The 23,729-nt window shown below is 59.3% G+C and carries 19 protein-coding genes; 8 read left to right on the top strand and 11 right to left on the bottom strand.

The features are described 5' to 3' along the window. Positions 1-5: 5 nt before the first annotated feature. Together FX982_RS15510 and FX982_RS15505 are read right to left on the bottom strand one after the other, a co-directional pair. Positions 6-854: a transporter substrate-binding domain-containing protein gene (locus tag FX982_RS15510; protein WP_172611517.1), complete on the bottom strand. Its 849-nt coding sequence runs from the start codon at positions 852-854 to the stop codon at positions 6-8. A gap of 52 nt (positions 855-906) precedes the next feature. After that, complete coding sequence (locus FX982_RS15505) at positions 907-1,749, bottom strand: transporter substrate-binding domain-containing protein (protein ID WP_172611516.1); 843 nt, start codon at positions 1,747-1,749, stop codon at positions 907-909. A 397-nt stretch (positions 1,750-2,146) separates the two neighbouring features. Here FX982_RS15505 and FX982_RS15500 point away from each other — a divergent pair, with 397 nt between their 5' ends. Next, a complete protein-coding gene (locus FX982_RS15500; RefSeq protein ID WP_122535107.1) occupies positions 2,147-3,001 on the top strand; it encodes a LysR substrate-binding domain-containing protein in 855 nt (284 codons plus the stop codon). Positions 3,002-3,024: 23 nt separating this feature from the next. Here FX982_RS15500 and FX982_RS15495 read toward each other — a convergent pair whose 3' ends face one another. The 3 genes from FX982_RS15495 to FX982_RS15485 form a co-directional block, all read right to left on the bottom strand. Continuing rightward, positions 3,025-3,747 (bottom strand): alpha/beta hydrolase, encoded by a 723-nt coding sequence (locus FX982_RS15495; RefSeq protein ID WP_172611515.1) that lies wholly within the window; start codon positions 3,745-3,747, stop codon positions 3,025-3,027. A 126-nt stretch (positions 3,748-3,873) separates the two neighbouring features. Further along, entirely contained in the window at positions 3,874-5,199 is a 1,326-nt protein-coding gene (locus FX982_RS15490) for an LLM class flavin-dependent oxidoreductase (protein WP_172611514.1), read from the bottom strand. A gap of 15 nt (positions 5,200-5,214) precedes the next feature. Next, entirely contained in the window at positions 5,215-6,156 is a 942-nt protein-coding gene (locus tag FX982_RS15485; RefSeq protein WP_172611513.1) for an aliphatic sulfonate ABC transporter substrate-binding protein, read from the bottom strand. A 208-nt stretch (positions 6,157-6,364) separates the two neighbouring features. On the opposite strand from FX982_RS15485, the gene FX982_RS15480 reads away from it, so the two are divergent. Beyond that, positions 6,365-6,808 carry a hemerythrin domain-containing protein gene (locus FX982_RS15480; protein ID WP_172611512.1) on the top strand — a complete coding sequence of 148 codons (444 nt, stop codon included), beginning with the start codon at positions 6,365-6,367 and terminating at the stop codon, positions 6,806-6,808. A 303-nt stretch (positions 6,809-7,111) separates the two neighbouring features. Here FX982_RS15480 and FX982_RS24555 read toward each other — a convergent pair whose 3' ends face one another. Further along, entirely contained in the window at positions 7,112-7,843 is a 732-nt protein-coding gene (locus FX982_RS24555; protein ID WP_254074803.1) for a hypothetical protein, read from the bottom strand. Here FX982_RS24555 and FX982_RS15475 point away from each other — a divergent pair. From FX982_RS15475 to FX982_RS15465, 3 genes are all read left to right on the top strand, one after another. Further along, complete coding sequence (locus FX982_RS15475; protein ID WP_254074802.1) at positions 7,838-11,884, top strand: RHS repeat-associated core domain-containing protein; 4,047 nt, start codon at positions 7,838-7,840, stop codon at positions 11,882-11,884. The genes FX982_RS24555 and FX982_RS15475 overlap by 6 nt on opposite strands. Positions 11,885-11,888: 4 nt before the next feature. Continuing rightward, a complete protein-coding gene (locus FX982_RS15470; protein WP_172611510.1) occupies positions 11,889-12,239 on the top strand; it encodes a hypothetical protein in 351 nt (116 codons plus the stop codon). A gap of 390 nt (positions 12,240-12,629) precedes the next feature. Continuing rightward, a complete protein-coding gene (locus tag FX982_RS15465; RefSeq protein WP_172611509.1) occupies positions 12,630-13,628 on the top strand; it encodes an ankyrin repeat domain-containing protein in 999 nt (332 codons plus the stop codon). A gap of 153 nt (positions 13,629-13,781) precedes the next feature. Here FX982_RS15465 and FX982_RS15460 read toward each other — a convergent pair whose 3' ends face one another. Both FX982_RS15460 and FX982_RS15455 read right to left on the bottom strand, forming a co-directional pair. After that, positions 13,782-14,780 carry a bile acid:sodium symporter family protein gene (locus tag FX982_RS15460; protein ID WP_172611508.1) on the bottom strand — a complete coding sequence of 333 codons (999 nt, stop codon included), beginning with the start codon at positions 14,778-14,780 and terminating at the stop codon, positions 13,782-13,784. A 220-nt stretch (positions 14,781-15,000) separates the two neighbouring features. Continuing rightward, the gene (locus tag FX982_RS15455) at positions 15,001-15,219 is read right to left on the bottom strand and encodes a hypothetical protein (RefSeq protein ID WP_172611507.1); all 219 of its coding nucleotides are present in this window, start codon (positions 15,217-15,219) and stop codon (positions 15,001-15,003) included. Positions 15,220-15,772: 553 nt separating this feature from the next. Between FX982_RS15455 and umuC the strand changes: the two genes are divergently transcribed. The 3 genes from umuC to FX982_RS15440 all read left to right on the top strand — a co-directional run bounded on the left by umuC (position 15,773) and on the right by FX982_RS15440 (position 19,025). After that, positions 15,773-17,053, top strand: a complete 1,281-nt coding sequence (gene umuC / locus FX982_RS15450; protein ID WP_172611506.1) for a translesion error-prone DNA polymerase V subunit UmuC — start codon at positions 15,773-15,775, stop codon at positions 17,051-17,053. Positions 17,054-17,364: 311 nt separating this feature from the next. Further along, positions 17,365-17,736: a DUF2231 domain-containing protein gene (locus FX982_RS15445; protein ID WP_172613067.1), complete on the top strand. Its 372-nt coding sequence runs from the start codon at positions 17,365-17,367 to the stop codon at positions 17,734-17,736. After that, positions 17,733-19,025 (top strand): PQQ-dependent sugar dehydrogenase, encoded by a 1,293-nt coding sequence (locus FX982_RS15440; RefSeq protein WP_172611505.1) that lies wholly within the window; start codon positions 17,733-17,735, stop codon positions 19,023-19,025. The genes FX982_RS15445 and FX982_RS15440 overlap by 4 nt, the downstream gene beginning before the upstream one ends. A 134-nt stretch (positions 19,026-19,159) precedes the next feature. Here the strand turns inward: FX982_RS15440 and FX982_RS15435 are convergent, their stop codons facing one another. The 3 genes from FX982_RS15435 to FX982_RS15425 form a co-directional block, all read right to left on the bottom strand. Continuing rightward, on the bottom strand, positions 19,160-20,017 hold the full coding sequence (locus FX982_RS15435) for a transglycosylase SLT domain-containing protein (protein ID WP_172613066.1): 858 nt from the start codon (positions 20,015-20,017) through the stop codon (positions 19,160-19,162). A gap of 168 nt (positions 20,018-20,185) precedes the next feature. Further along, on the bottom strand, positions 20,186-22,579 hold the full coding sequence (locus FX982_RS15430) for a type III effector HrpK domain-containing protein (RefSeq protein ID WP_172611504.1): 2,394 nt from the start codon (positions 22,577-22,579) through the stop codon (positions 20,186-20,188). A gap of 533 nt (positions 22,580-23,112) precedes the next feature. After that, a complete protein-coding gene (locus FX982_RS15425) occupies positions 23,113-23,664 on the bottom strand; it encodes an RNA polymerase sigma factor (protein ID WP_122622931.1) in 552 nt (183 codons plus the stop codon). Positions 23,665-23,729 lie beyond the last annotated feature (65 nt).

Genomic DNA, 23,729 nt, shown 5'->3' with positions numbered 1-23,729 from the left:
TGGGGTCATTTGGTGGCAAGCGGCGCTGCGCTGCGGAACTGTTCGTGCAGGTCACGCAGGGCTTGAGAGGAGGCCATGCCAGTGCGTTCGCCGAGTTCGATCAGCCAGCCGCTGCGGTGCCAGTCGCGAATGATCGCGTCGATTTTTGCCTGGGTATCGTGCTCGCCCTTGCGCACCCAGATCACCGATTTCGACGGGATCAGGTCGTTGGCCAGCGGGAGGTTGTAGTCGGCCCACTCCGGATCATCCAGCAGCGCATGCATGGTCGGACTGACGTGCACGGCGGCCACGCAACCGTTGCCACGCAAGGACAACAGCGACTCGGACTGGCTGCGGAACGCCTTGATTTCAGCGCCGTAGGTTTCCTGCAATGGCTTGATGAAGTTGCTGCCCTGAGACACGCAAACCGGCTTGCCCTTGAGGTCTTCCCATTTGCTGATGCCCGCGCCCTTGCGGATCAGCGCGGCGCCACCGACTTCTTCGTAGGGCGTCGGCGCGTAGTCGAGAATCTCGGCGCGCTCATCGGTGTACTGCATGTTGGCGATCAGGATGTCGACCTTGCCCTGCTGTAGAAACTGCACGCGGTTGGGGGCCAGCACGGAAACGGTTTCGACTTCGACGCCGAGCTTCTGTGCGATCCCCTTGGCCAGCTCGACGTTGTAGCCCAGGTGCTCGCCGGTCTTCGGATCGATGGTGCCAAACGGCGGGCCGCTGAGGATCACGCCGATGCTGATTTTGTGGCGCTGATTGATCTTGTCCAGCGTCGCGTCGGCGTGGGCCAGGGTCGCCCCCATTGCCAGGCCGATCGAGAGGCCAATAGCGGACAGGGTCTTGCCGATGGAAAAGCTGCTCATGAACGAATGCCTTGTAGGAAACCTGAAAAACCGGGCGAAAAAGAGCAGCAACTCAGGCGCCCGCGGCCTGGAACTTGTCGTGCAGCTCGACCAGCGCTGGCGAGGCCGGGGTGATGTGGTGGCGCTTCTCGGCGTCGATCAGCCAGCCGGTGCGGTGCCAGCCTTTGACGATGGCGTCGAGTTTGGCCTGGGTGTCGGTCTCGCCGGGGCGGGTCCAGATCACAGACGGCGCAGGATTGAGTTCGGGACTGAGGGCGCGGTAGTTCTGCCATTCCGGGCTGTCGGCCACCAATGGATTGATCAGCGTCGCGTCGTGCACGGCCGCGACGCAGTTGTTGCCCCGCAAGGCGAGCAACGACTCCGAGGAGCTTTTGAATGCTTTCAGTTCAGCGCCGAATTCGGTGAGCGGCTTGACGTAGCTGCTGCCCTGGGACGTGCAGACCGGTTGGCCTTTGAGGTCTTCCCAGCGGGTGATCTTGCTGTCTTTGAGCAACGCTGCGGTGCCGCCGACGCGATAGAACGGCGTGGGTACGAATCCCAACTGCTGGCCGCGCTCAGCGGTCCACTCCATGTTGGCGATCAGCAGATCGACCTTGCCCTGCTGCAGGAACTGCACACGGTTGGCGGGCAGCACGGACACCAGTTCCACTTCGGCGCCGAGCTGACGACCCACGTCTTCGGCCAGGTCCACGTTCAGGCCCTCGGGTTTCTGCGTCGTCGGGTCAATGGAGCCAAACGGGCCGCCGGACAGCAGCACCCCCACCACCACACGGTGGCGCTGCTCGATCTTGTCCAGAGTGGCATCGACCTGCGCCGCAAAACTGGCGCCCAGCGTCACGGTGGCGCCGATCATCAGCGGCAGGATACGAGCAAGTGGCGAACGCGTGGACGGCATGGACTTCCCCTCAGATGGACATCGGCTCGGCGCGTGCGACGGGTAATGCGTCAGCGCCTTGTAATGAGCTGCATGCTAGGGAGGGAACTGCCGGAGCGGAAATGCAAATATCAAATATGGTTATAACTTTCTGGTTTCGGCCCTTAAAGCAAAAAAGCATAAGCACTGTTTTATTGAGCTTTATCGACATTTTTTGAGACTGGGCTTTCCCCATTCATAAAAAACCGTAATGTATTTGCCCGTTCAGCTGATGTAATACAGGCGTGCAGGAGTGAGCTTGCTCACGATTGCTGTGTATCTGCGCCGATGATTGGCCTGACAGATCGCGATCGCGAGCACGCTCACGCCTACAAGCAATGGCGCTGCGGGTAATAAACCGTTCAAACGAGTAAACACGATGTCCTCTACCCTAGACCTCGAACTGCTGCGCACTTTCGTCGCCGTCGTCGATCACCACAGCTTCGCTGGCGCCGGGGCGCATCTGTCACGCACGCAGTCGTCGGTTACCCAGCACATGCAGCGTCTGGAGCAACAGATTGGCGTCAGTCTGTTCCAGAAACAGGGCCGTCAGAAGCAACTCACCGAACCCGGTCGACAGCTGTTACGCCATGCCCGGCAGATGCTTTCGCTGAACGACGACGCGCTCAACTCCCTTCGCGAAAGCAGCATGAGCGGCGTGCTGCGTATCGGCTCGCCCCACGACATCGCCGACACCATCCTGCCGCCGATCCTCAGCCACATCGCCCGTTCTGCGCCGAAGCTGCGACTGGAGATCGACGTCGGTCGGAGCCCGTTTCTGATGGAGGATTTGCATCGCGGCAAGGTCGACATGGTGATTTCAACCCGCGAGGATCCGGCGCTGGAAGGGTTCGCCTTGCGCACGTCGCCGGTGTGGTGGATCTGCTCGGCGCAGTACCTGCACGTTCCTGGAGAACCGATACCGCTCATTCTGGTGGACGAGCCGAGTATTTACCGGCGCTATGCCATCGAAGCACTGGAGCGCGCCGACATCGAATGGCGTCAGGCGTACCTGGCGTCGAACCTGATCGGCATCAAGGCCGCCACGCGCGCGGGCCTCGGGGTCACGGCGCGAAGCATGGAAATGCTCGGGCCGGACATGCGGGTGCTGGGGGAAGCCGACGGTCTGCCGAGAATGCCCGACGTCACTTATTACCTGTGGATTCGTCCCAATACGGTGAATCCGCTGGCGCGCCGGGCGTATGAGCTGATTCGTGGCAGTCAGGGCCTATAGCGGCCCTGGTCTCTTCCACGGGGTTATTTCTGCAGTTGCGCTTCCAGCCAGTGCCTCAAGTCCGCCACTTCAGCCGTTGTAATCGTATGCCCTGCTCCCGCGTAAGAATGAAACTCGGGAACGATCAGCAAATTCTCCAGCACCGCTTTGGCGTCGGTTGCACCCGAGTAAGCCACGCGGGTGTCGGCCGAGCCGTGGCCGATGAACACCTTCAGTGGTTTCAGACGCTCATCGGGTTTCAGGCGTGAATGGATGGACGCGAGAATCTTGCCGCTCAAGGGCGCGATGCCGTGCACCAGTTCCGGATATTGCAGGCCGATCTGGTAACTCATCATCGCGCCCTGGCTGAAGCCGACCAGGATCACTTTGTCGGGCTGGGTCTGGTATTTCTCGGTGGCCTGCTGGATGAAAGTCCGCAGCAGGTCGGTGCTTTTGTCGACATCGCTGGTCACGCCTTCGTATTCGGCCTGATCGGTGTCCTGGGTGAACCACTTGTAGCCGCCGCCGTCGACTTCCTGCGGCGCCCGCACGGAGAGGTAGGTGTAGCTCGGAGAGAGATCGTTTTTGATGTCTAGCAGGTCGCGCTCGTCGCTGCCGTAGCCGTGCAGGAAAATGATCAGGGGCTTGTCTTTGGATTCAGCGGACGCCGCCGCCAGGTACGGCAGCGCAAGATCGGTGAGCAGCGCGGGTTCTGCGTGGGCCATGCCGGTAAACACACACAGCAGCGCGGCGAAAAACTTCATCATGAGCGTGAGCCTTTTGCGAAAAACGTCGGGCTCATCATACGCAGCATGTCGCGAATGTCAGCCCGTCAATGATCGCGCAAAGCTGTCAGGTGGCTGTACGGAGTATGAATTTCTCAGGCGCAGGGTTCAGGAGTCCAGCGCCTCCAACCCCAGATGCTCACGCAGGGTCGAGCCTTCATAGGCTGTGCGAAACAGCCCTTTGCGTTGCAGGTGCGGGATGACGCTTTCGACGAATTCGCTGAACGAGCCCGGCAAATACGCCGGAGAAATCACGAACCCGTCGCAGCCACCCAACGTGAACATCTCCGCCAGTTGATCGGCGATCTGCGCCCCCGTGCCGACCAGTTGCGGCACCCGGACGCTGCTGGCGAAAATCCGGCCCAGTTCCTCCAGCGTCGTGTCCGGCCCCTGCATCAGCAGCTTCTCCGCCGCAGCAGGCGGTATCGACGGCGCGCGTGCGATCTCCGCCAGGGTCGCCGACAGCGGAAACGGCGAGAGGTCCACGTTCAGTTGCGACGCCAGCGTGACCAGCCCCAGTTCCGGGCGCGCCAATGCGTTGTGCTTGTCGCGCTTGGCCCGCGCCTCGGCTTCGCTGCCACCAATAAACGGCATCACAGCCGTCAGCACTTTACAGCTGTCGGCGTGGCGGCCTTGCGCGACGACCTGTTCGCGCACGTCCTGGCGAAACGCGTGCATGGCTTTGAGGTGCGGGTGAATGGTGAAAATCGCCTCGGCCCAGCGCGCGCCGAACCGCCGTCCTCGGCCCGAGGAGCCTGCCTGAATCAGCACCGGCCGCCCTTGCGGCGTACGCGGAATGTTCAGCGGACCTTCGACCTTGAACCATTCGCCATGATGCTGCACCGAAGTGATCTTCGACGGGTCGGCCAGCACGCCGCTTTCCCGGTCCAGCTTCAACGCATCCGGCGCCCAGCTGCGCCACAACTTCAGCGCCACTTCGACGAACTCGTCAGCGCGGTCGTAACGCAGGTCATGCTCAAGGTGTTTGTCCTTGCCGAACAGGCGCCCTTCGCTGTCGTTCATCGACGTGACGATGTTCCAGGCAGCGCGGCCTTTGGACAGATGATCGAGCGTGGCGAACTCCCGGGCGATGTGCGCCGGCTCGTAATACGTCGTCGAGCGGGTAGCGCCCAGGCCCAGCTTGCTCGTTTGCCCGACCAGATAGGACAGAATCGGCAGCGGGTCCAGCCGCGTCGCATCCTGCGCACCGTAACGCAGGGCCAGGTCGCGCGAGCCGCCCATCTGATCGCCCACCGCCAGCCGGTCGGCGAAGAACAGGAAATCGAACAGCCCCTCCTCCACCACCCGCGCCGTGCGGGCGTAATACTCGGGATCAAGGTAATGGCCGACCGTCTCGGGATGGCGCCAGACCGCATGACTGTGAATGACCGGCCCGGTCAGCAGGAACGCCGACAGGTGAATGTGACGACTCATGATCGCGCTCCTGACTTAGTGGGCGTGCGGGGTCCAGACAGCGATGTCGGACACCTTCAGCGCTTTGGGGATCATCCCGGCCTCGAAATAGAAGTCGGCGATGCGCTGCTGTTCGGCCAGTTCATCCACCTTGACCGGGACGATGTCGTAACTGCGCCGGCTGTTGGCCAGCTCGACGGTCTCAGGCGGGATGTTGCCCCACAGCGGCGCCAGATTCGCCGCGGCTTCATGAGGATGACCTTTCACCCACTGCCCGGCATCGTGCAAGGTGTCGAACACCACTTGCAGCACCTCGGGATGGGCCTTGGCGAAACTCGTGTTGGCCACATAAAAACGGTTGTAATTGGCAATGCCGCCGGAGCCGTCGGTCAGCACGCGAACATGATGCTCACGCTGCTGGGTCGCCAGGAACGGGTCCCAGATCGCCCAGGCGTCAACGTTGCCGCTGGCAAACGCGGCGACACCGTCGGGCGCCTCCAGGTAAATCGGCTTGATGTCCTTGAGGGTCAGCCCGGCGCTCTTCAGGGCCGAAATCAACAGAAAATGACTGCCTGAGCCCTTCGACACCGCAACGGTTTTGCCCTTGAGGTCGGCAACGCTGTGAATCGGTGAGTTGTCCGGGACGATGATGGCCTGCGCCGTCGGGGAGGGATTCTCACGGCCGTAGTAGGTCAGCGGTGCATTCGCCGCCTGCGTGAACAAGGCAAACGCATCGGCGACGTCGGCGTGCAGGTCGACACTGCCGGCGTTCATCGCGCTGAGCAGCCCGCTGCTGAATTCATGCCAGTTGACGGTAAAGCCCAGCGGCTTGAGTCGTTCCTCCAACTGGCCGTCGTTCTTGAGCAGAATCCATAGCGTGGACGAACGCTGGTAACCGATGTTGATGACCTGCTCGGCGTGAGCGGTGACGGTCGCCAGCATTAATGCGGCGGCGACGATGATCTTTCGCAGGGGCATGAGGATCCTTGAACGGGCACAAGAGGAGCGCTCAGCACGAAAACGAACGAGCACATCGGAGCAGCTTCATTTTTATTATAAAAAACGGCGCAGGTTATGAAAGAAACTTATAGATCTATGCATATGCCCGAAGCGCAATGGAACGGCTGAATACCCGCTGCGGTCTAGGGAGAAGCACATCAGTCCGTTGCCGAACCCAGGAGCACCCGTGAACATTTTTGAAGCGCTGAGAGAAAGTCATGAACGGCAACGCGGCTATGCCGACGCCTTGATCCAAACCCATGGCGACAGTGAGGAGCGTGTCGAGGCCTACAAACAGCTGAAAGCTGAACTCCAGGCCCATGAAACCGCCGAAGAGCGCTTCTTCTATATCCCGCTGATGCAGTACGACAACGGTGTTGACCTCAGTCGCCATGCCATTTCCGAGCACCATGAAATGGACGAAATGATGGAAGAGCTCGACGAAACCGAGATGTCCAGCCCGTCATGGATGGCCACGGCCAAAAAGCTGTCAGAGAAGGTTCATCACCACCTGAAGGAAGAAGAGCAGAAGTTCTTCCAGTCAGCGGGCAAGTTGCTGGACGACCAGCAGAAGCAGTCGCTGGCCCGTGAGTATCACAAGGAGTATGAGGAGCAGTTGGCTAAAGCTTAAGCCGCTCTGAATGCTGAAGGCCCCGACTGTTCGGGGCTTTTTTTCGGCTGCGTTTTTTCGCCGTAGTTTTGTTCGCTGTGCGGCGTTGCTGGTGAAAAGCGGTCGCGTGCGGGTTTGGCGGAGTGCGCAAGAAGTTGCGCACCTGTTTGTTGAAAATGGAAGGCTCAATGCCCTGCAGGCCACGTCGTTTGGGGCGTGCAGACAAGTGCGCAAGAAGTTGCGCAGGGGTGCGCAACTTCTTGCGCACCTTTGCCTTGTCGTCTGGGTTGGCGTTCGCTAAATCCTCCTGATTTTCTCCTTAAGCTATTGATTTTGCTTGGCTAATTCATAATTGGCACAGCCTTTGATATCTCCGTGGCCCCCGGATTGGCATTCACGCCTTTTCGGATGGTTTTTTGAGCACGGAGAGCATCCTTGGCAAACCCCGCAGTTACGTCCGGCAGCGACGCAAAAAACGAGCCTCAGCTGGCGATCGTTCCGCTTGATCTGATTCAGCTTGAGGACGTCGGGGCCGGCGCTGCCAATGTCGATGCCTGGCTTCGGGACATCAGCGGCGGGGTCGTTTCGCTTGAACGGATCAAGAGCGCTGCGGGCTTTTTGCCTGTGGTGGGCAACATCATGGCGCTGGTTGATGCGCTGAATGACATCGTCCGGCTGGCGACCAGTGAGAAACGCGACCCTCTGGACTGGGTGAGTCTGGGCATCAATTTGATTGGCGTCTTGCCGACACCGCCGACCATGGCGGCAGCGCGGATGAGCTTGCGGCCGATGCTGTTTCTGGTGCGTCAGGAGATGCGTCAGGCAGGAAAGATGGTGTTGGGGGATGCGCTGATCGAGATTCTGATCGGGCACCTCAATGCCACCATTGTCGGGACCCTTGATGACTTTGTGACGCAGGCGCAGGCCAAGCTCCCCGGGATTCTCGATGACGCGGGGAAGCTGGGCGAAGGCGTGCTGAACGAGATCGCCAAGGGTCTGGAAAGCGTGGTCAACGGCGATCTCGATGCCGAGGGCAGTCTGCTTGAGGCGGTGCAACTGATCAGCGATGGGCGCAAGCAGTGGGACTACGATCCCAAAGGCGCGATTTCCAACATCTTCATCGCGGTTGCCGATGTTTACATCGCAGCCGGCCAAAAAATCGTCAACGGCACCGTCGAACATCTTGTGCCTGAAGCGCTGAAAGACCCGGTACGCAGACAGGCTAAGTCGTTGCGTGCCATGGGGTCAGAGCTTCGGACCCAGATTAATGGTCTAGCAGATCCTGAGGTTCAAAACTCGATTGGAGCGTTGCTGCAGACGTTGGCTGGAGCGGTTGTAAGTTGGCGTTCCCGCAATGGGCATGGTCAGTCGTTCAACATCAAGCCGGGAGTGACCAATCAGGCCAAGCGTCGGGGCAGCGAAGGCAAACTCGAAGTTGTTCAGCGTGAGAAGCCTGCCAAGGGCCGGCCCAACGTACTGAAGAAGTGCACATGTGCCTGTCCTTGCGCCTGTAACTGCGGCTCAACGGGGAACAGCATCAGTTTTGCGATGGGCTCGGAGTCGGTCAGTCATACCGATTTCAGCCTACCGGGGCCGTTTCCCATTGAGTGGACGCGGACTTATTGCTCGAGTCTGGATGCCTTCGATCATGACGTGGTGGGCGCGCGATGGATCACGCCGTTTACCACTCGGTTTGATCTCGTCGGCGATGGTTTGGTGTTTCATGACGCCGACGGACGTAGCCATGAATTTCCTCTTCCCAAGGTCAAGCTGTTTCATTTCAACGCCATTGAAAACCTGACCGTCATTCGCTTGAGCAAGGACCGCGTGATGCTGATGCGCGGGCTTGAACACAGGGAAACCTATGTTCGGCGGGGCAAGCGCTTTGTTCTGATCAACAAGGTTCTGCCCAATGCAGCCGGGGTTATGCTGCATTACGAGCATCGTCATGATGGGCGTTTGATGCTCTCTGAGTTGGTCACTTACCGGGAAAAGGACGCCCGCAAAGTCCACTTGCGCTTGGGCACTTTGATTGATGATCAGGGCCGTCTGACCGGTCTGTGGGAAATACGTGACGGCGACGTCAAACGCCAACTGTGTGCGTATCAGTACGACGATTTTGGTGACCTTGTCCTCGCTCAGGACGAGAACGGCGCCGCGTGGCGTTACCAGTATCAAGACCACTTGATCACCCGCTATACCGACCGCACTAATCGTGGCTTGAATTTGCAGTGGCAAGGCACGGGGCCCGACGCGAAAGCCATACGCGAATGGGCTGACGATGGCAGTTTTGATACCCGGCTGGCGTGGGATGAAAACATCCGTCTGACCTATGTCACCGATGCCTTGGGCCACGAAACCCGGCACTACTACGACAGCCTGGGTTACACCTACCGCATTTGTCATGCCGATGGCCGTTCCGAATGGTTCTTCCGCGACGCCGCGAAAAACATCATCCGCCACGTTCACACCGACGGCAGCACCGACCGCTATCGCTACGACAAGCTGAGCAAGCTGACCGAGCACACCCGCGCGGATCACAGCGTGATGAATTACGCCTACGACGACAAAAGCCATCTGATCAAGATCAGCGATGGTGAAGGCGGGTTGTGGAAACGGGACTATGACCATCGCGGAAATCTGATTGAAGCGATTGATCCGCTAGAGAACGTTACTGAATACGCCTACAACTCGTTCGGTCTTCCTACAGCGATCAAGGATGCCAACGGCAATACCAAGAAACTTGAGTACAACGCCGCCGGCCAGTTGCTGAAATACGTCGACTGCTCTGGCAAGGTCAGCGTGTGGGATTACGACGAACGCGGCCAAATGGTTCGCTTCGCCGATCCTGCTGGGCACAGCACCGAATACCAATACAAATCAGGCCAATTGGTCCTGATCAAGCACCCGGACAAAACCGAAGAGCGCTTTAGCCGCGACGCCGAAGGTCGTTTGCTCGCCCATTCCGATGGCCTTGAACGCTGCACCACTTGGCGCTATTCAGCTGCGGGCTTTATCGCCGAGCGCGTCGACGCCGCCGAGCAAACCCTGCGCTATCGCTGGGACAAACTCGGTCGTCTTGTTGCGCTGGAAAACGAAAACGAGCGCCGCGCGCACTTTCACTACGATCCGGTCGGGCGCCTGCTGGAAGAGCGCGGCTTCGACAATCGCTCGACCCGCTATCAGTACGATCCCGAAACCGGACGGCTCGCTCAGACTGTTAACGGCCAGCGCACGATTGCGTTGACCTTCGATCCCGTGGGCCGCCTGACCGAACGCCGTGCGACGCTCGGCGAAAAGTCCCAAAGCGAAACTTTTGCCTACGACGGCAATGGCCATCTGGTCATGGCCACCAACGCCGCCAGCCGGTTGCAGTGGTTCCATGACCCCGCCGGGAATCTAGTGCGCGAGCACCAGCATTACTCGAATCTGGATAAACCACTGGTTGCCGTCTGGCAGCATGAATACGACGCGCTGAACAACCGCGTCGCGACCATCCGCCCGGACGGTCACCGCGTCAGTTGGCTGACCTACGGCAGCGGCCATCTGCTGGGCCTGAAGCTCGACGAGCACGAACTGCTCAGTTACGAGCGCGATGACCTGCATCGCGAAGTCGCCCGTCATCAGGGAAATCAACTGCTGCAAACCCAGCAATGGGACCCAGCGGGACGCCTTCAAGAACAGCTCCTGGGCCGAGCAGACGACAAAACCACGCTCATCAAGCGCGCCTACACCTACGACGCCGCCGGCCAGCTCACCGACATCAACGACAGCCGTCGCGGCCAATTAAGTTACCGCTACGACCCCGTCAGCCGCCTACTCAGCGCCACCAGTCGATTAGGCACAGAAACCTTCGCCTTCGACCCCGCGAGCAACCTGCTTGACGACAGCGCAGCGCCAGTTCGGAGGCCTTTAGATCCCGAACCTGTCCGCAACAAACTTGTGGACAACCTTCTACGCGACTACGCCGGCGGCCACTACGAATACGACGAACGTGGCAACCAGACAGAGCGCTGGACCAACGGCCTGCGCAGCGAACTGCACTGGGACCTCTTCGATCGCCTCGCGCATTTCCGCGATCCGCGCCTCAGAGTCGACTTCGGCTACGACCCTCTCGGACGGCGCCTCTACAAACTCTCAAAGGCCCACTACCGCCCACGCCCGGAAGCCGGCACTGGCTGGAACGAAAACGAACACGCCCGCAAAGAGCGGGAACTGGGTTGTGGGTTCACCCTGTACGGCTGGGATGGCGACAACCTCGCGTGGGAAAGCAGCCCGCCGCCCTATGCAGGCGGGTTAGGCCGAACCGTCCATTACATCCACGAACCCGGCACTTTCGTCCCGGTGGCCCAGGCCATCCGCCACGGAACCATCCGCCTCGTAAGCCAACCGACCTACACCGGGCGCTACAACTTCAAAGAAGACCCGCTCTGGACCTACAAACCGGTCGCACTGCCCGTCGACGCGCTCGCCTGGTACCAATGCGACCACTTGGGCACCCCGCAGGAAATCACCGACCAGAACGGCAACACCGCCTGGAACGCGCAGTACAAAGCGTGGGGCGAAGCAACCGAACAGCGCTCGGAGTTCGCCCAACAAATTGGCCTAACCAATCCGATTCGCTTCCAGGGCCAGTACCACGACCACGAAACCGGCCTGCACTACAACCGGCATCGGTACTATGATCCAAGAGTCGGGCGCTTTATTAGCAAGGATCCGATTGGGTATGAGGGTGGCATTAATGTTTACCAATATGCCCCGAACCCACTGGTTTGGACTGATCCCTTGGGGTTGGCGGCCCACCGTGGCCGGATCCAGGCTCAAGGCGCCAAGCTTGAGGAGTCGGTCGCTTGGAACCAAGATAAACCCCTGACGGCGAGTGAAGGCAAACAAAAGCTGAGTGAGTTAAAGGCAAAACTCCACAGGAAGGATCTTGCCGTCCGCGAGGATGCTTTTAAAAAGGCTGATAAATACATAGACAATGCAACTAAGTGCGGGGGTGCAGATGCTTTCATCAGTCACTCCTTTAGGGTGCAAGGCACTAAGCATGAGCGTGTTGATATTGAAATAATCACTGGCAAGGCGTTTACGGAGTAAGTGAATGTTTGATGACTATTTGAATGATGAGCAGAGCTATATCCGACTCGAGCGATATCTATATGATCTTTTTTTCCTCGAGTGTGACGCGAGGGGGGTTGAATCAAAAAATTTCAAGGCACCTTTTTACAACACGGCTTTTTCAGATGGCACGCCTTTCAGGGAAGGCAACCCTATATTCTCAGCACGAAACGAAGTAACCGGCAAGATTCTGAGAATAGTTCTTGACGAAGATGACGTTCCATTAGTGACGTATCACGACAAAGACATGGGCTGTGAGCTCGTAATCATAGCGAGAATAGCTTTGTTGAAGCAAATCAGCGAAGAGATGGTCGAATGGATTAATTCTCAGTAGCTACATCAGAACAATCTAAACCTGAGTAAGCTGATTGGTCACTCTTGAAGGTTGCAAAGAAATCACCAAACATAAAAGCATTCAGTTAAAGGGGACGGACCCCTTTTAATCTAAATATTAAAAATCAAACAGACAAACCTTTTAAACTAGCAGCCACTCAATAGATCGCATGTAAATGTAATTGCTATGCGCCGTAATTTAATTAGGATAAAGGGGACGGCCCCCTTTAACCCACAAATTAACCATTTGCTGGCAGCTCGATTTTTCATACACAAAAAGGAACAGCTTCTTTAAATTTCGCTAATTATTTATCCAATGGGGAGATTCACTCGACTCAAATCTCACCGCAACACAATTAACACCCTCAACTTTCACTCTATGAGACATCGCATGTTTACCTATAAACTCGCCTTCAATTTCTGCAGGGCCTCTGCCCTGACCTTTGCCCTGCTCTCGGGCTCAGCCATGGCGCAAACTGAATCTGGAAAAGATCTAGTCCGTCAGCTAGACGATGCGGTGATGGAATACGCTTATTCCAAGGATGCCGCAGACTTGGCTATCGTCAATTCGTTACTTGCGAGCGGCGCGCGACCGGACATCAAGATCCTGTGGCATGCGACCTATTATCAACGGCCCGATCTGGTTGATCGCCTGCTCGAATTTCCGATTGATGTAAACCAAACTTTTGAAACCAGCGGCGAAACCGTCTTGCTAACGGCGCTCAAGCACGGCAAAGATCCGCAAGTATCAAAGGATGAACTACACATTGTGGAAAGTTTGCTCAAAGCGGGCGCTAATCCTAATGTTTTTGCCCAAGGTGGTACTACTACGCCGCTTAAAGCGGCACTCGAAGCACAGCCGTTCCCCCAGCCGATTTTGGTAAAGATGCTGCTGCGTTACGGTGCTGATCCCAAGCTGTTGAGTCCCCAGGGGTTTTCCCCGCTAATGGGCAAGGGGGCTACGAATATTGAAGTGATCAAACTGTTGATCGCAGCCGGTACCGATCCATACGGCGTCAGCAGAGTTGCTTCAACCCCTCTTCATTATGTCTGCACGCGATCCTTTGAGCTGAGGGATCAGCCAGATCCACAAGCTGCAGAGCGCATAGCACTGTTGCACAAGAAAGGAACCTCGATTGATGCCCTCTCACCCCAGCAGAGGCCGTGGCCCATTGGAACGCCATTGGCCGAGAGCGCGATGAGTCGTAATCCCGATTGCATAAAGGCCTTGCTGGATGCCGGCGCCAGTAAAGATGCACCAGCCTTTACGCCAGAATATGCATTGAAAGATCCGGAGGTTAAAGGTCAAACGGTACGCGAGCATGTACTCAAGTCGGCCGAGACTCATCCAACTTTATATTCCGACGCTGTTGTAGAGCTGTTTAAATGACGGCCACTCACCGCGTGCTGTCCTTCATTGCTAATTGAGACATTCTGGTAATTAGCCATAACCTCTAACTGGCTATAGCCCATTCCGCTCCAAACGCAAAAAGCCCCGAATCATCGGGGCTTTTTCATCACGCCAGTGAGTTGATCACCAGCATCAAGGATCAACCTGCGCCATCAACTCCGCCACCGGCTCAGCCCGCTTGGCATACCGCTGCGCCACCACCGCACACACCATCAGTTGAATCTGGTGAAACAGCATCAGCGGCAAAATCAGCAGCCCAATGGTGCTCCCCGCAAACAGCACTTGCGCCATCGGCACGCCGGTGGCCAGGCTTTTCTTCGAGCCGCAGAACAGGATGGTGATGCGGTCTTCCTGATTGAAGCCGAACAGCTTGGACAGCAAGGTCGCGGTCACGAGCACCAGTGTCAGCAGCAGGCAGCACACCACCACCAGCCCGGCCAGGTCCCAGATCGGTGTTTTCTGCCAGATGCCTTCGTTAACCGCCTCGCTGAACGCACCGTAGACCACCAGCAGGATCGAGCCCTGATCGACGAATTTCAGCCAGTTCTTGTTGCGTCCCACCCAGGCGCCGATCCAGCGCCGCATGATCTGGCCGGCAATGAACGGCAGCAGCAATTGCACGCTGATTTTCACGATGGCGTCGAGGGTCGAGCCGCCTTCGCCGTGGACGTTCAGTAACAGCGTAACCAGCAGCGGGGTCAGGAATATACCGAACAGGCTGGAGGCCGCCGCGCTGCAGATCGCCGCCGGAATATTGCCGCGTGCCAGTGACGTGAAGGCGATCGCCGACTGCACCGTCGCGGGCAGCGCACACAGGTACAGAATGCCCATGTACAGGTCTTTGCCGATCAGCGGCGACAGCACGGGTTTGAGTGCCAGGCCGAGCAAGGGGAACAGGACGAATGTCAGCCCGAAGACCAGCAGGTGCAGGCGCCAATGCCCCGCGCCGGCGATGATCGATTCGCGGGACAGTTTGGCGCCGTGAAGAAAGAACAGCAGCGCGATGGCGATGTTGGTCAACCAGCCGAAGCCAACGGCCACTTGCCCGGTGGCCGGCAGGAAGCTGGCGATGATCACCACGGTGATCAGCATGAGGGTGAAGTTGTCGGGGAGAAAACGGGGGCGGGTCATCTGCGTTATCCGAAGCTGCCAGGAACATGCCTGCCACTTTAGCGCGCAATGCACCTGCCGACTAACGCCAATATGTCGATCAATAGCGGCTAACGGACACATCCACTCGAGTGCTGCAGCCAGATGCCCCTTCCCGGCTGAAGCCGGTCCCACTGGAAGCAGCCGAAGCCGCCTGCCAGACAGTGCGTCGACAGGCGGATCAACGATACTCCGGGTTACCTCAGGCCAGACCGCCCTGAATCACACGCATCACGGTCACTCGACGCTGGCCGGGATTGTCTGCAATGAGCCGGGACAGCGCGGCTTGCCACTTCAATATGTCCTTCTCTTTGGAGAGCATCATCAGTTGTTCCCAGCCCATCGGGCCACGGGGGCCAGCCTGCTCGGGGCTGTCTTCGCGTTTCAAGAGGTTTGCTGCAATTTCCGAGAGAGTACTCATGGCCAGCTCCTGGGCATGCGCGTTGTTGAGCATGCCAATTCAAAACTAAAGGTGATTTCAGGAGTGCCTTCGCGCCAATTTTCTGTGATCGAGGCCGCCTGTAACAGGGATGTAGCAAAGTTCAGACCAAGAGAGATATCGCCGACTTATTGTTCATCTGGCCCGTCCGATCACCCTCGATTTTGCAGTGTGTCGCCGGACGCATTCCCGGCTAAAGCCAGTCCTACCTACTACGTGACGCCCGACGTGTTCCCGGCTAAAGCCGGTCCTGCTGAATCCACGAGAATCGCCATCCATGCGCGTCGGTCGGTCTTTCAGTGCCAACGGTTGACCCCTCTTGGCAGAGCCGCTTAACTGTATATACATACAGCTAACAAACAGGAGGGCTTCATCATGAACGTCGTTTTCCCCGGTTTTTCCGCAACTCCCCGCAGCCAACGCCCTACGTCAGCACGTCCAGCCGCTCCGGCCGCCCTGCCCCGGGCCTGCACTCGCCGCGCGCCGATGAATCCGCCGGTCAATTCAGCGACTGCCCGGTTCAGCGTGGCCCATCATGATCCCGTATGAACGAACCTTCGCGCTGATTGACTGCAACAGTTTCTACGCCAGCTGCGAACGGGTTTTCCGCCCGGACCTGATAAGGACACCCATCGTCGTGCTGTCCAACAACGACGGCTGCGTCATCGCGCGCAGTTACGACGCCAAACCCTTCGTGAAAATGGGCGCGCCGTATTACCAGATCAAGGACGACCTGCGCCGTGCCGGGGTGGTGGCGTTCAGCAGCAATTACGCGCTGTACGGCGACATCAGCGAGCGGGTGATGACGATCATCGAGTCGATGGTGCCGGCCCTCGAGGTGTACAGCATCGATGAAGCGTTCGCCGAGCTGACCGGCATCCCCGGCGACCTGAAACAGTTTGGCCGGGACATTCGTGAGCGACTGTTCAAATGCACCGGCATCCCGGTGGGCGTAGGCATCGCGCGGACCAAGACGCTGGCCAAGCTGGCCAATCACACCGCCAAGCGGCTGTCGCACATCACCGGCGGCGTGGTCGACTTGAGCGATCCGTTCAAGCGCGACTGGACCCTGCGCAACACTAACGTTGGCGAGGTCTGGGGCGTCGGCAAACGCATGAGGGCGCACCTCGAAGGCATGGGCATCAAGACAGCGATGGACCTGGCCCGGGCCGACCCGTGGACCTTGCGCAAGACTTTCAGCGTGGTCATCGAAAAAACCGCCCGCGAGTTGGCCGGCACGCCTTGCCTGGAGCTCGAAGACGTCACGCCGCCGAAACAGGAAATCTGTTGCAGCCGCATGTTTGGCGCACGGGTCACCGACATCGAGCCCATCAAAGAGGCGGTCGCGACTTATACCCAGCGCGCCGCCGAAAAGCTTCGAGCGCAGAACTCGCTGTGCAAGAAGATCCGCGTCAGCATTCGCACCGGGATGTTCAACCCCGAGGAAGTCAAGTACGCCAACGCCGCCCTGGTGGAACTGCCCTACCCCACCAACGATGTGCGCCTGATGACCAAAGCGGCGACCGAAGCGGTCAATCGGCTGTTTCGGCCGGGCTTCAAATACAGTAAAGCCGAAGTGCTGCTGATGGATTTGCGCCACCCGGGCGAATTCACCGATGACCTGTTCGCCCATTCGCAGCCCACCGACGCCGGCAAGGTGATGGAGGTGCTTGATGAAATCAACACGCGATGGGGTCGCGGCACACTGCGCTCGGCCAGCGTCCCGGCGGCGCCGGAATGGGCCATGCGCCGTGACCTGATGAGCAGCAGTTACACGACGCGGGTTGATCAGTTGTGGACGGTCAAGGCGACCTGAACCGTGTTTTTTGGCGCCCGCAGTGAACGCAGCCGCCCTTGAGCACAGCCAGGTTGCCCTGGCTGATGCACTGGGTGCTTGAAGTCATCAAGCGCTGCGGTCGCTGAACGTGTAGATGTAACTGCATATGCATAACGCCCAAATAGGCTGAACTATGTTCCTGACCCATTGATCCCAAACGATGCGCACCCTGCGCGGCCCTGATGGGTCAGTTCATTTGCACAGCATAAGCGTCAGCAAAATAGGGAGTCGTCGTGAACACTACCGCCCATCTTGTCTACAGAAACCCGCCAGGCCCGCTACACGCGATAATGCTTGCCGGAACCGTCCCGCTGTTTCTCGGCGCATTGCTGAGCGACATCACCTACTTTCAGACGTACCAGATTCAATGGAGCAACTTCGCCTCCTGGCTTATCGCCGGGGGTCTGGTGTTCTGCGGACTCGCCGTGCTGTTCGCGCTGGTCAATCTGATCCGGGCCGATCGCAAGGCCGGGCGCCCTGTGGTCTATCTGGTGTTGTTGGTGGTGACCTGGGCACTGGGGCTCGTCAACGCCTTTGAACATGCCAAGGATGCCTTCGCCACCATGCCGTCGGGCCTCATTCTCTCCGCACTGACCACGCTGCTGATTGGCGTGACAGCGTGGCTGGGACTCACCAGCGTGCGCACGGGGGATGGAAAATGAATCACTCGATCAAACTGACCGCAATCAGCATGGCGTTATTGTTAAGCGGCTGCGGTGACGCCGGCGATGCCACCCAGGCATTGGGGCCTGATCCAAAACTGCCGGCCGCCCAGCGCGGTCTTTTACCCAGCATGAAGATTGCCGAACCGGCGTTGTGGGGCGACCAGAAGCCCACGGTCCCTGAGGGCTATAGCGTGACGGCCATCGCCGCCGACTTGCAGATTCCTCGTCAAACGCTCGTGTTGCCCAACGGCGATATCCTCGTGGCTGAAGGGCGTGGCGGCAATGCCGCAAAACTCAAGCCCAAGGACGTGATTGCGGGGTACATCAAGGCCCAGGGCAACACCAAGGTCAAAGGCGGTAACCGCCTGACGTTGCTGCGAGATGCAGACGGTGACGGCGTCTACGAGACGAAGACTGTATTTGCGGAGAACCTTAACGCGCCCTACGGCCTGGCATTTGCCAACGGCAAATTGTACGTGGCCAACCAAGACGAATTGGTGCGTTTCGATTATCAGGAGGGGCAGACCAAAGCCGACGGCCCACCGATCAAAGTCACTGACCTTCCCGCTGAAATAAATCACCACTGGACCAAGTCATTGGCCATCAGTGATGACGGACGCACCTTGTACGTCGGCATCGGTTCGAACAGCAACGTGACCGAGCGCGGCATGGAGGTCGAACTCGACCGGGCCAGGGTCTGGCAGGTGGATGCCGAGACCGGTGCCCACAAAGCGTACGCGACCGGCATCCGCAACCCGACGGCGTTGACCATTCAGCCGCAAACCGGGAAGTTATGGGCAGTGGTCAACGAGCGCGATGAACTGGGCCCGGATCTGGTCCCGGACTACCTGACCTCGGTTCGCGAAGGCGGGTTCTACGGGTGGCCCTACAGCTATTGGGGTCAGAACGTCGACACCCGTGCCCAACCGCAGAACCCGAAAATGGTCGCCGCCGCCATCAAGCCCGACTACAGCCTCGGGTCCCATGCCGCAGCCCTTGGCGTGGATTTTTCCATCCCGGCGATGGGCGAGAAGTACGCTGACGGGGTATTTGTTGGCGAACACGGCAGCTGGAACCGGGAGAATCCGGTGGGGTACAAAGTCGTTTTCGTGCCGTTCAGCAATGGCAGTCCGAACGGTGCGCCGATTGACTTCGCGACCGGCTTTCGGGGTGCTGACGGGAAAACCCGCGGGCGGCCAGTGGGTGTGACGGTGGACCCCAAAGGTGCACTGATCATCGCCGATGACCTGGCGAACACCGTATGGCGGGTCACTCGTAATCGATGAAGGATGATTCCAGGCAGGGCAATCCTGCCTGGAATGTACAAATGTCGTGCTGATCAGTCGGCATGAATTGATTCATGCGTTGAGAGGGGCGCGACACCTGTCCGCTCCACCCCTGATTGGATTAGCGACGCGCATCAGGCCGGCAATTGCCCCTGCCCACTCTCGATGATTTTTGCGAAGTTCATGACGTTCTCGACGTACTTCGGATCGCCTATGCCGCCGGCGTCCGCGAGATTGCCCTTGTTGACCTTGTCCGGGCCCGAGTTGTAGGCACGCAGCGCCGAATCCCAGTCACCGAACTCCTTCTTCTGATCACGCATGTACAGCGCGCCGGCCATGATGTTGTCGTGGGCGTTGTTGACGTCGGCATTGCCGAGCTCTTTGGGGTTGTCTCGTTTGAGGGCGGCGAAAGTGTCGGCGTTGACCTGCATCACGCCTGCATCCTTCTTGCCGTTGACATTGGTGGTGTCCTGGCCCAACTGACCACGGGATTCGGCCCAGATCTGACCCGCCAGAATGTTTGGCGGCACGCCGGTTGCGTTGGACGCTGCCATGATGTCCTTACGGTAGTCCTCAAGCTGAGGCGGTAAATGCAAACCGCCCGAACCGCTGAGGGCCGTGTCGTTCGACACCGCGTCGGTGTTGGCCGCAAGCGCAGCGGGTGCCTGAGCAGCGCCAGCGCCTTGCGCGCCACCGCCCGCCCCTTCTGCAGCGCCACCGCCACCACCACCGCCCGCTCCCTCGGTCGCGCCACCACCGCCGCCACCGCCGCCACCGGTCACTGCGTTGTTCTGCGCCGCAGGATTGCCAGTCTGGTTGGGGTTGTTCTGCATCAGCATTTGCATCAACTGCATGATCAGCGCCATGAGCTGCTGGGCAATGCCGTTCTGGTCGGCGCCCCCAGCGAGGGGGTTCGCTGCGCTGGTCGCCGGGTCCTGATTCTCAGGCGATCCGAAGTTGACCTGGGATTGCCCGGCATGGGCAAACAGAATCGAGCTCGCGTCGAGGGCCTGACCAGCGCCACCGCCGCCGCCCAGCGAGTTGCTCTGGCCGGGCTTGCCGCTCAGGGACGAAAAGTCCGGGTGGCCGGGCTCGCTCAACGGCCGAATCTGGGAAATACCGATACTCATGATCACTTACCTCTTTCGGGTCAGGAAACATCAATGGGCTTTGGGGATGCCGAACTGATCGAGGACCGGGTCGACGTTGTGATCGAAGGCCTTCTGGGCCTTGTGTTTCTTGACGGCTTCGATGATGGCGGAGATGCCGAAACCCAGGGCCATGGCCGCGTCGGCGATCCAGCCGACCACCGGAATGGAGGCACCGATGGCAGCCCCGGCAGCCAGCCCCGCTGCTTCTCCTACGACCATGCCGGCGACGCGGCCGCCGACTTTCGCCGCGACCTCGCCCAGCCCTGCGCGCCCGGCGGACTTGGCCACCGCGTCATAGCCATGCTTGGCCGCCGAGAGGCCGGATTTGGTGCTGTCATAAATGGTCCTGGCGGCATCAGCTTTGTCGCCGCGGGCGAGCATGTCGGACACCGAGGCAAAACCTGCCACTGAGCGCAGCGCTGACGGTCCCATGTTCGAAGCGACCTGGGCGGCCATCGACGGCGCGTGGTCTTTGTCGCCCTTGGCGTTTTCCAGCACCTTGCGACCGCTCTTCGTGTCTTCCAGATGGTGGAAGGTCGAATCCACATAGCGCGTTTGCTGGCTCTGCACGAAGGTGTCGGGCAGCACGCTGTCATACGCAGCCTTTTGCGCGTCGGCGCTCTGCAACGCCTCTTCACCATCGGCTTTCTTCTGATCGAGCAACTGCCGGACGGCGCCGCCTTCGCTGAAGTTGCGCACGTACGAGTCCTGAATCTTGCCCTGCAGGTCAGGCCGCTGACCCAGTACCTGCTGCGTAGTTGCCACAGGAGCGTCGTCGCCGAGCAGGTCTTTCTGCATCTGCAACTGCGCCGACAACCCGCCCAGGGCGCTGCTGTAGTCGGCGTTCGGCTTGTCCTTTTTGGTGGCCTTGTCGGCAGTGTTCAGGTCCGCCTGCAGGGCCTCGCCGCTGTTGACCTTCTGCATCTGCTCGGTGACGGCTTTCTGCAACGTCGGCGTACTCGCGACCAGCGCCCGCGACTGCTGCGGTATCTGTTTGTCGAGGAACGCCTGCACGTCAGGATCGGCCTGCAACTGACCGATCTTCTCGTTCAACGCCTCTTCGGTCTTGCCGGTCTTGCGCAGGTCCTGGCCGGCGACGACGCTCTGTTGGGTCTGCTGCAGCTTGATCATGACTGCGGCTTTCTGTTCGCCGCTGTAGGCCGAGGGGTTGTCGAAGACGTCCTTGCCCAGCTTGGAGATGTCGACGTTGGCCACTGAGTTGAGGGTGGCCGCATCGCTGAGCACACTGGCAAATTCGCCGCCGTTGGTGGGCGCCTGTTTTTTGATCCAGTCGCTGATGTTCTTCGCGTTGAACAGCTTGTCCGGGCTGTGGGCCGCCAGCGAGCGACCGCTCAAACCGCCTTGGTCGATCTGGGTGAGGAAGCCGGGTTGAGACCAGGTTTTCGCCGCCTGCTTCAACGGTCCGGCCAGGCCCGGGTTGTCGTTCTGAATGGCCTTGAGGCCATCGGCGCTGGTCAGGCCATCGACCTTGGTTTTGCCGTCGGCGCCCAAGGCATGCTTGGGATCGGCAGCCTTGGTCAGCGGCTCGTTGGCGCGCATCAACGCAGCGCTGCGGACCATTTCCAGAGATTGAGGGTCGGCGTCCGGATGGTCTTTCTGGTAGCTGCCAATGTCCTTGTCCGCGCTGTCGGCGGCTTTTTGCATGTTCTTGGCGAAGGCCTTGAGGTCGCCATCGGTGATTTTGCCGTCCGCTTTGCCGCCGTGCTTGCCGGTGTCCACAGCGGTTTTCAGCGACGGGTTGGCGTTGATGAAGTCCATGGCCTTGGCCGCGTCCGGGCCTTTTTCAGCAGCCATGCGCGCGGCGGCGATGGGTCGATTCAGCTCTTTGGCGGCCTGCTCGCGCTGGTCCGGCGGCAGGTTGGCAACCATCGGCGCCCAGCGCTCAAGCTCCTTGGGCGATGAGTATTTCGAGTCATCGAGAAAGGCTGCTTCGGTGGCTTTGGGTTCATCGGCTTTAGCGTCCTCGGCCGGCTTCGCCGCCTCGACCGGCGCTGCCGGGGCAGCGGCGTTCGCCTGGGCGACAGGTTGCGGACTGGCCGTGGGAACGGCACCGGAAGTGGGAGCGTTTTGCGCGGCGGCGTTGGGAGATGTCGTGGCGGATTCGGGCGACGATGGCGCCTGTCCTTTGAACAACTGCGTGAGCTGGGTCAGCAATGAAAGCAACTGTTGCTCAGTGCTTTGGGCTTTACCTGAAGGACTATTGCCGGGGAAAGCACTGTTCGCCGGCGATTGCTGGGGCAAGGCGCCGAAGCGAATAGTCGGATCGATCCCACCCTTCTGCAACAGCGCCGGTTTGGAATCGGTCAGCGGCGTGTCCTGAACGGCTTCGGCACCGGCAGATTGAGGGGCAATGCCATTGTAGGGAGTGCTTGAGATACGCATGAGTCGTCATCCGGGCGTGAAGGATGGCAACTGTGTGGCTGCTGCGCCGCAGCGGTTCCGATAATGTTGCAGTTTGTTTCCAGAATACCGAGGGAGCAGCCCATCTCACTGGATGCACGCGATGCTTTTTAGTGGGACCGGCTTCAGCCGGGAAGAGGCCTGTGTGGACACCCTCAATCCTGCAGCGTGAGGCCCGACGCCTTCCCGGCTAAAGCCGGTCCTACAATTCCGCGTCACTGCCAGTCTCACTGGATACGCGCAATGCTTTGCGTGGGACCGGCTTCAGCCGGGAAGAGGCCTGCTTGAACACCATCAATTCTGCGGCGTGACGCCCGACACCTTCCCGGCTAAAGCCGGTCCCACACAGTTCGCGTTCCGTCAGTGTCACTGGATGCACGCAATGCTTTGCTAGGACCGGCTTCAGCCGGGAAGAGGCCTGTGTGAACACCATCCATCCTGCGGCGTGACGTCTGACGCCTTCCCGGCTGAAGCCGGTCCCACAAGGTTCGCGTTCAGCCAGTCCCACTGAGCGCTCAGGCAAACGGGTCCATCTGCCGCTTGAGTTGCTCCCGGGCCCGGGACAGGCGTGAGCGCACGGTGCCGATCGGCACGCCAAGAGACGACGCGGTTTCCTGATAATTGCCGTCCATTTCCAGCGACACCTCGATCACCCGCTGCATGTTCGACGGCAGCGTGCCGATGGCCCTGACGACCTGCATCAGCTGACGATGGCCGTCGACCTGGTGGCCGATGTCACCATGGCTGTCGGGTTCGGAATGGGTATGGTCTTCCCAGCTTTCCTGATACGGCTGGCGGTACATCTTGCGGAAATGGTTGCGGATCAGATTCAGCGCAATGCCGCACAGCCAGGTCTGGGGTTTGCTTGCGTGCTGAAACTTGTGCTCGCTGCGCAGCGCTTCCAGAAAGGTGCTTTGCAGAATGTCGTCGACATCTTCCGGGTTCATGACCCGCTTCTGAATGAAGCCGCGAATCATCTTGATCTGATCACTGGTCAGGTGACGTATCCCCTGGGCGGGACGGCGCACGGGGGAGTCAATATCGAGAATCGCAAGGTTGGAAAACATCAGGGCTCTTCCTTGTTTTGAGTGTAATAGCCCTATAGCGATATGCGTGCCACACATACAAACAA

The organism is Pseudomonas graminis, from assembly GCF_013201545.1.
Lineage (GTDB): Bacteria > Pseudomonadota > Gammaproteobacteria > Pseudomonadales > Pseudomonadaceae > Aquipseudomonas.
Note: the sequence above shows the minus strand (reverse complement) of the source record. Positions and strands in the feature narration are given on the sequence as shown.

Excerpts from the sequence above, each read along its gene's own strand:
- FX982_RS15430 (WP_172611504.1), bottom strand. The coding sequence starts at position 22,579 with ATGCGTATCTCAAGCACTCCCTACAATGGCATTGCCCCTCAATCTGCC.
- FX982_RS15470 (WP_172611510.1), top strand. The coding sequence starts at position 11,889 with ATGTTTGATGACTATTTGAATGATGAGCAGAGCTATATCCGACTCGAG.
- FX982_RS15440 (WP_172611505.1), top strand. The coding sequence starts at position 17,733 with ATGAATCACTCGATCAAACTGACCGCAATCAGCATGGCGTTATTGTTA.
- FX982_RS15445 (WP_172613067.1), top strand. The coding sequence starts at position 17,365 with ATGCTTGCCGGAACCGTCCCGCTGTTTCTCGGCGCATTGCTGAGCGAC.
- FX982_RS15460 (WP_172611508.1), bottom strand. The coding sequence starts at position 14,780 with ATGACCCGCCCCCGTTTTCTCCCCGACAACTTCACCCTCATGCTGATC.
- FX982_RS15490 (WP_172611514.1), bottom strand. The coding sequence starts at position 5,199 with ATGAGTCGTCACATTCACCTGTCGGCGTTCCTGCTGACCGGGCCGGTC.
- FX982_RS15455 (WP_172611507.1), bottom strand. The coding sequence starts at position 15,219 with ATGAGTACTCTCTCGGAAATTGCAGCAAACCTCTTGAAACGCGAAGAC.
- FX982_RS15500 (WP_122535107.1), top strand. The coding sequence starts at position 2,147 with ATGTCCTCTACCCTAGACCTCGAACTGCTGCGCACTTTCGTCGCCGTC.
- FX982_RS15495 (WP_172611515.1), bottom strand. The coding sequence starts at position 3,747 with ATGATGAAGTTTTTCGCCGCGCTGCTGTGTGTGTTTACCGGCATGGCC.
- FX982_RS15465 (WP_172611509.1), top strand. The coding sequence starts at position 12,630 with ATGTTTACCTATAAACTCGCCTTCAATTTCTGCAGGGCCTCTGCCCTG.
- FX982_RS15425 (WP_122622931.1), bottom strand. The coding sequence starts at position 23,664 with ATGTTTTCCAACCTTGCGATTCTCGATATTGACTCCCCCGTGCGCCGT.
- FX982_RS15505 (WP_172611516.1), bottom strand. The coding sequence starts at position 1,749 with ATGCCGTCCACGCGTTCGCCACTTGCTCGTATCCTGCCGCTGATGATC.
- FX982_RS15510 (WP_172611517.1), bottom strand. The coding sequence starts at position 854 with ATGAGCAGCTTTTCCATCGGCAAGACCCTGTCCGCTATTGGCCTCTCG.
- umuC (WP_172611506.1), top strand. The coding sequence starts at position 15,773 with ATGATCCCGTATGAACGAACCTTCGCGCTGATTGACTGCAACAGTTTC.
- FX982_RS15485 (WP_172611513.1), bottom strand. The coding sequence starts at position 6,156 with ATGCCCCTGCGAAAGATCATCGTCGCCGCCGCATTAATGCTGGCGACC.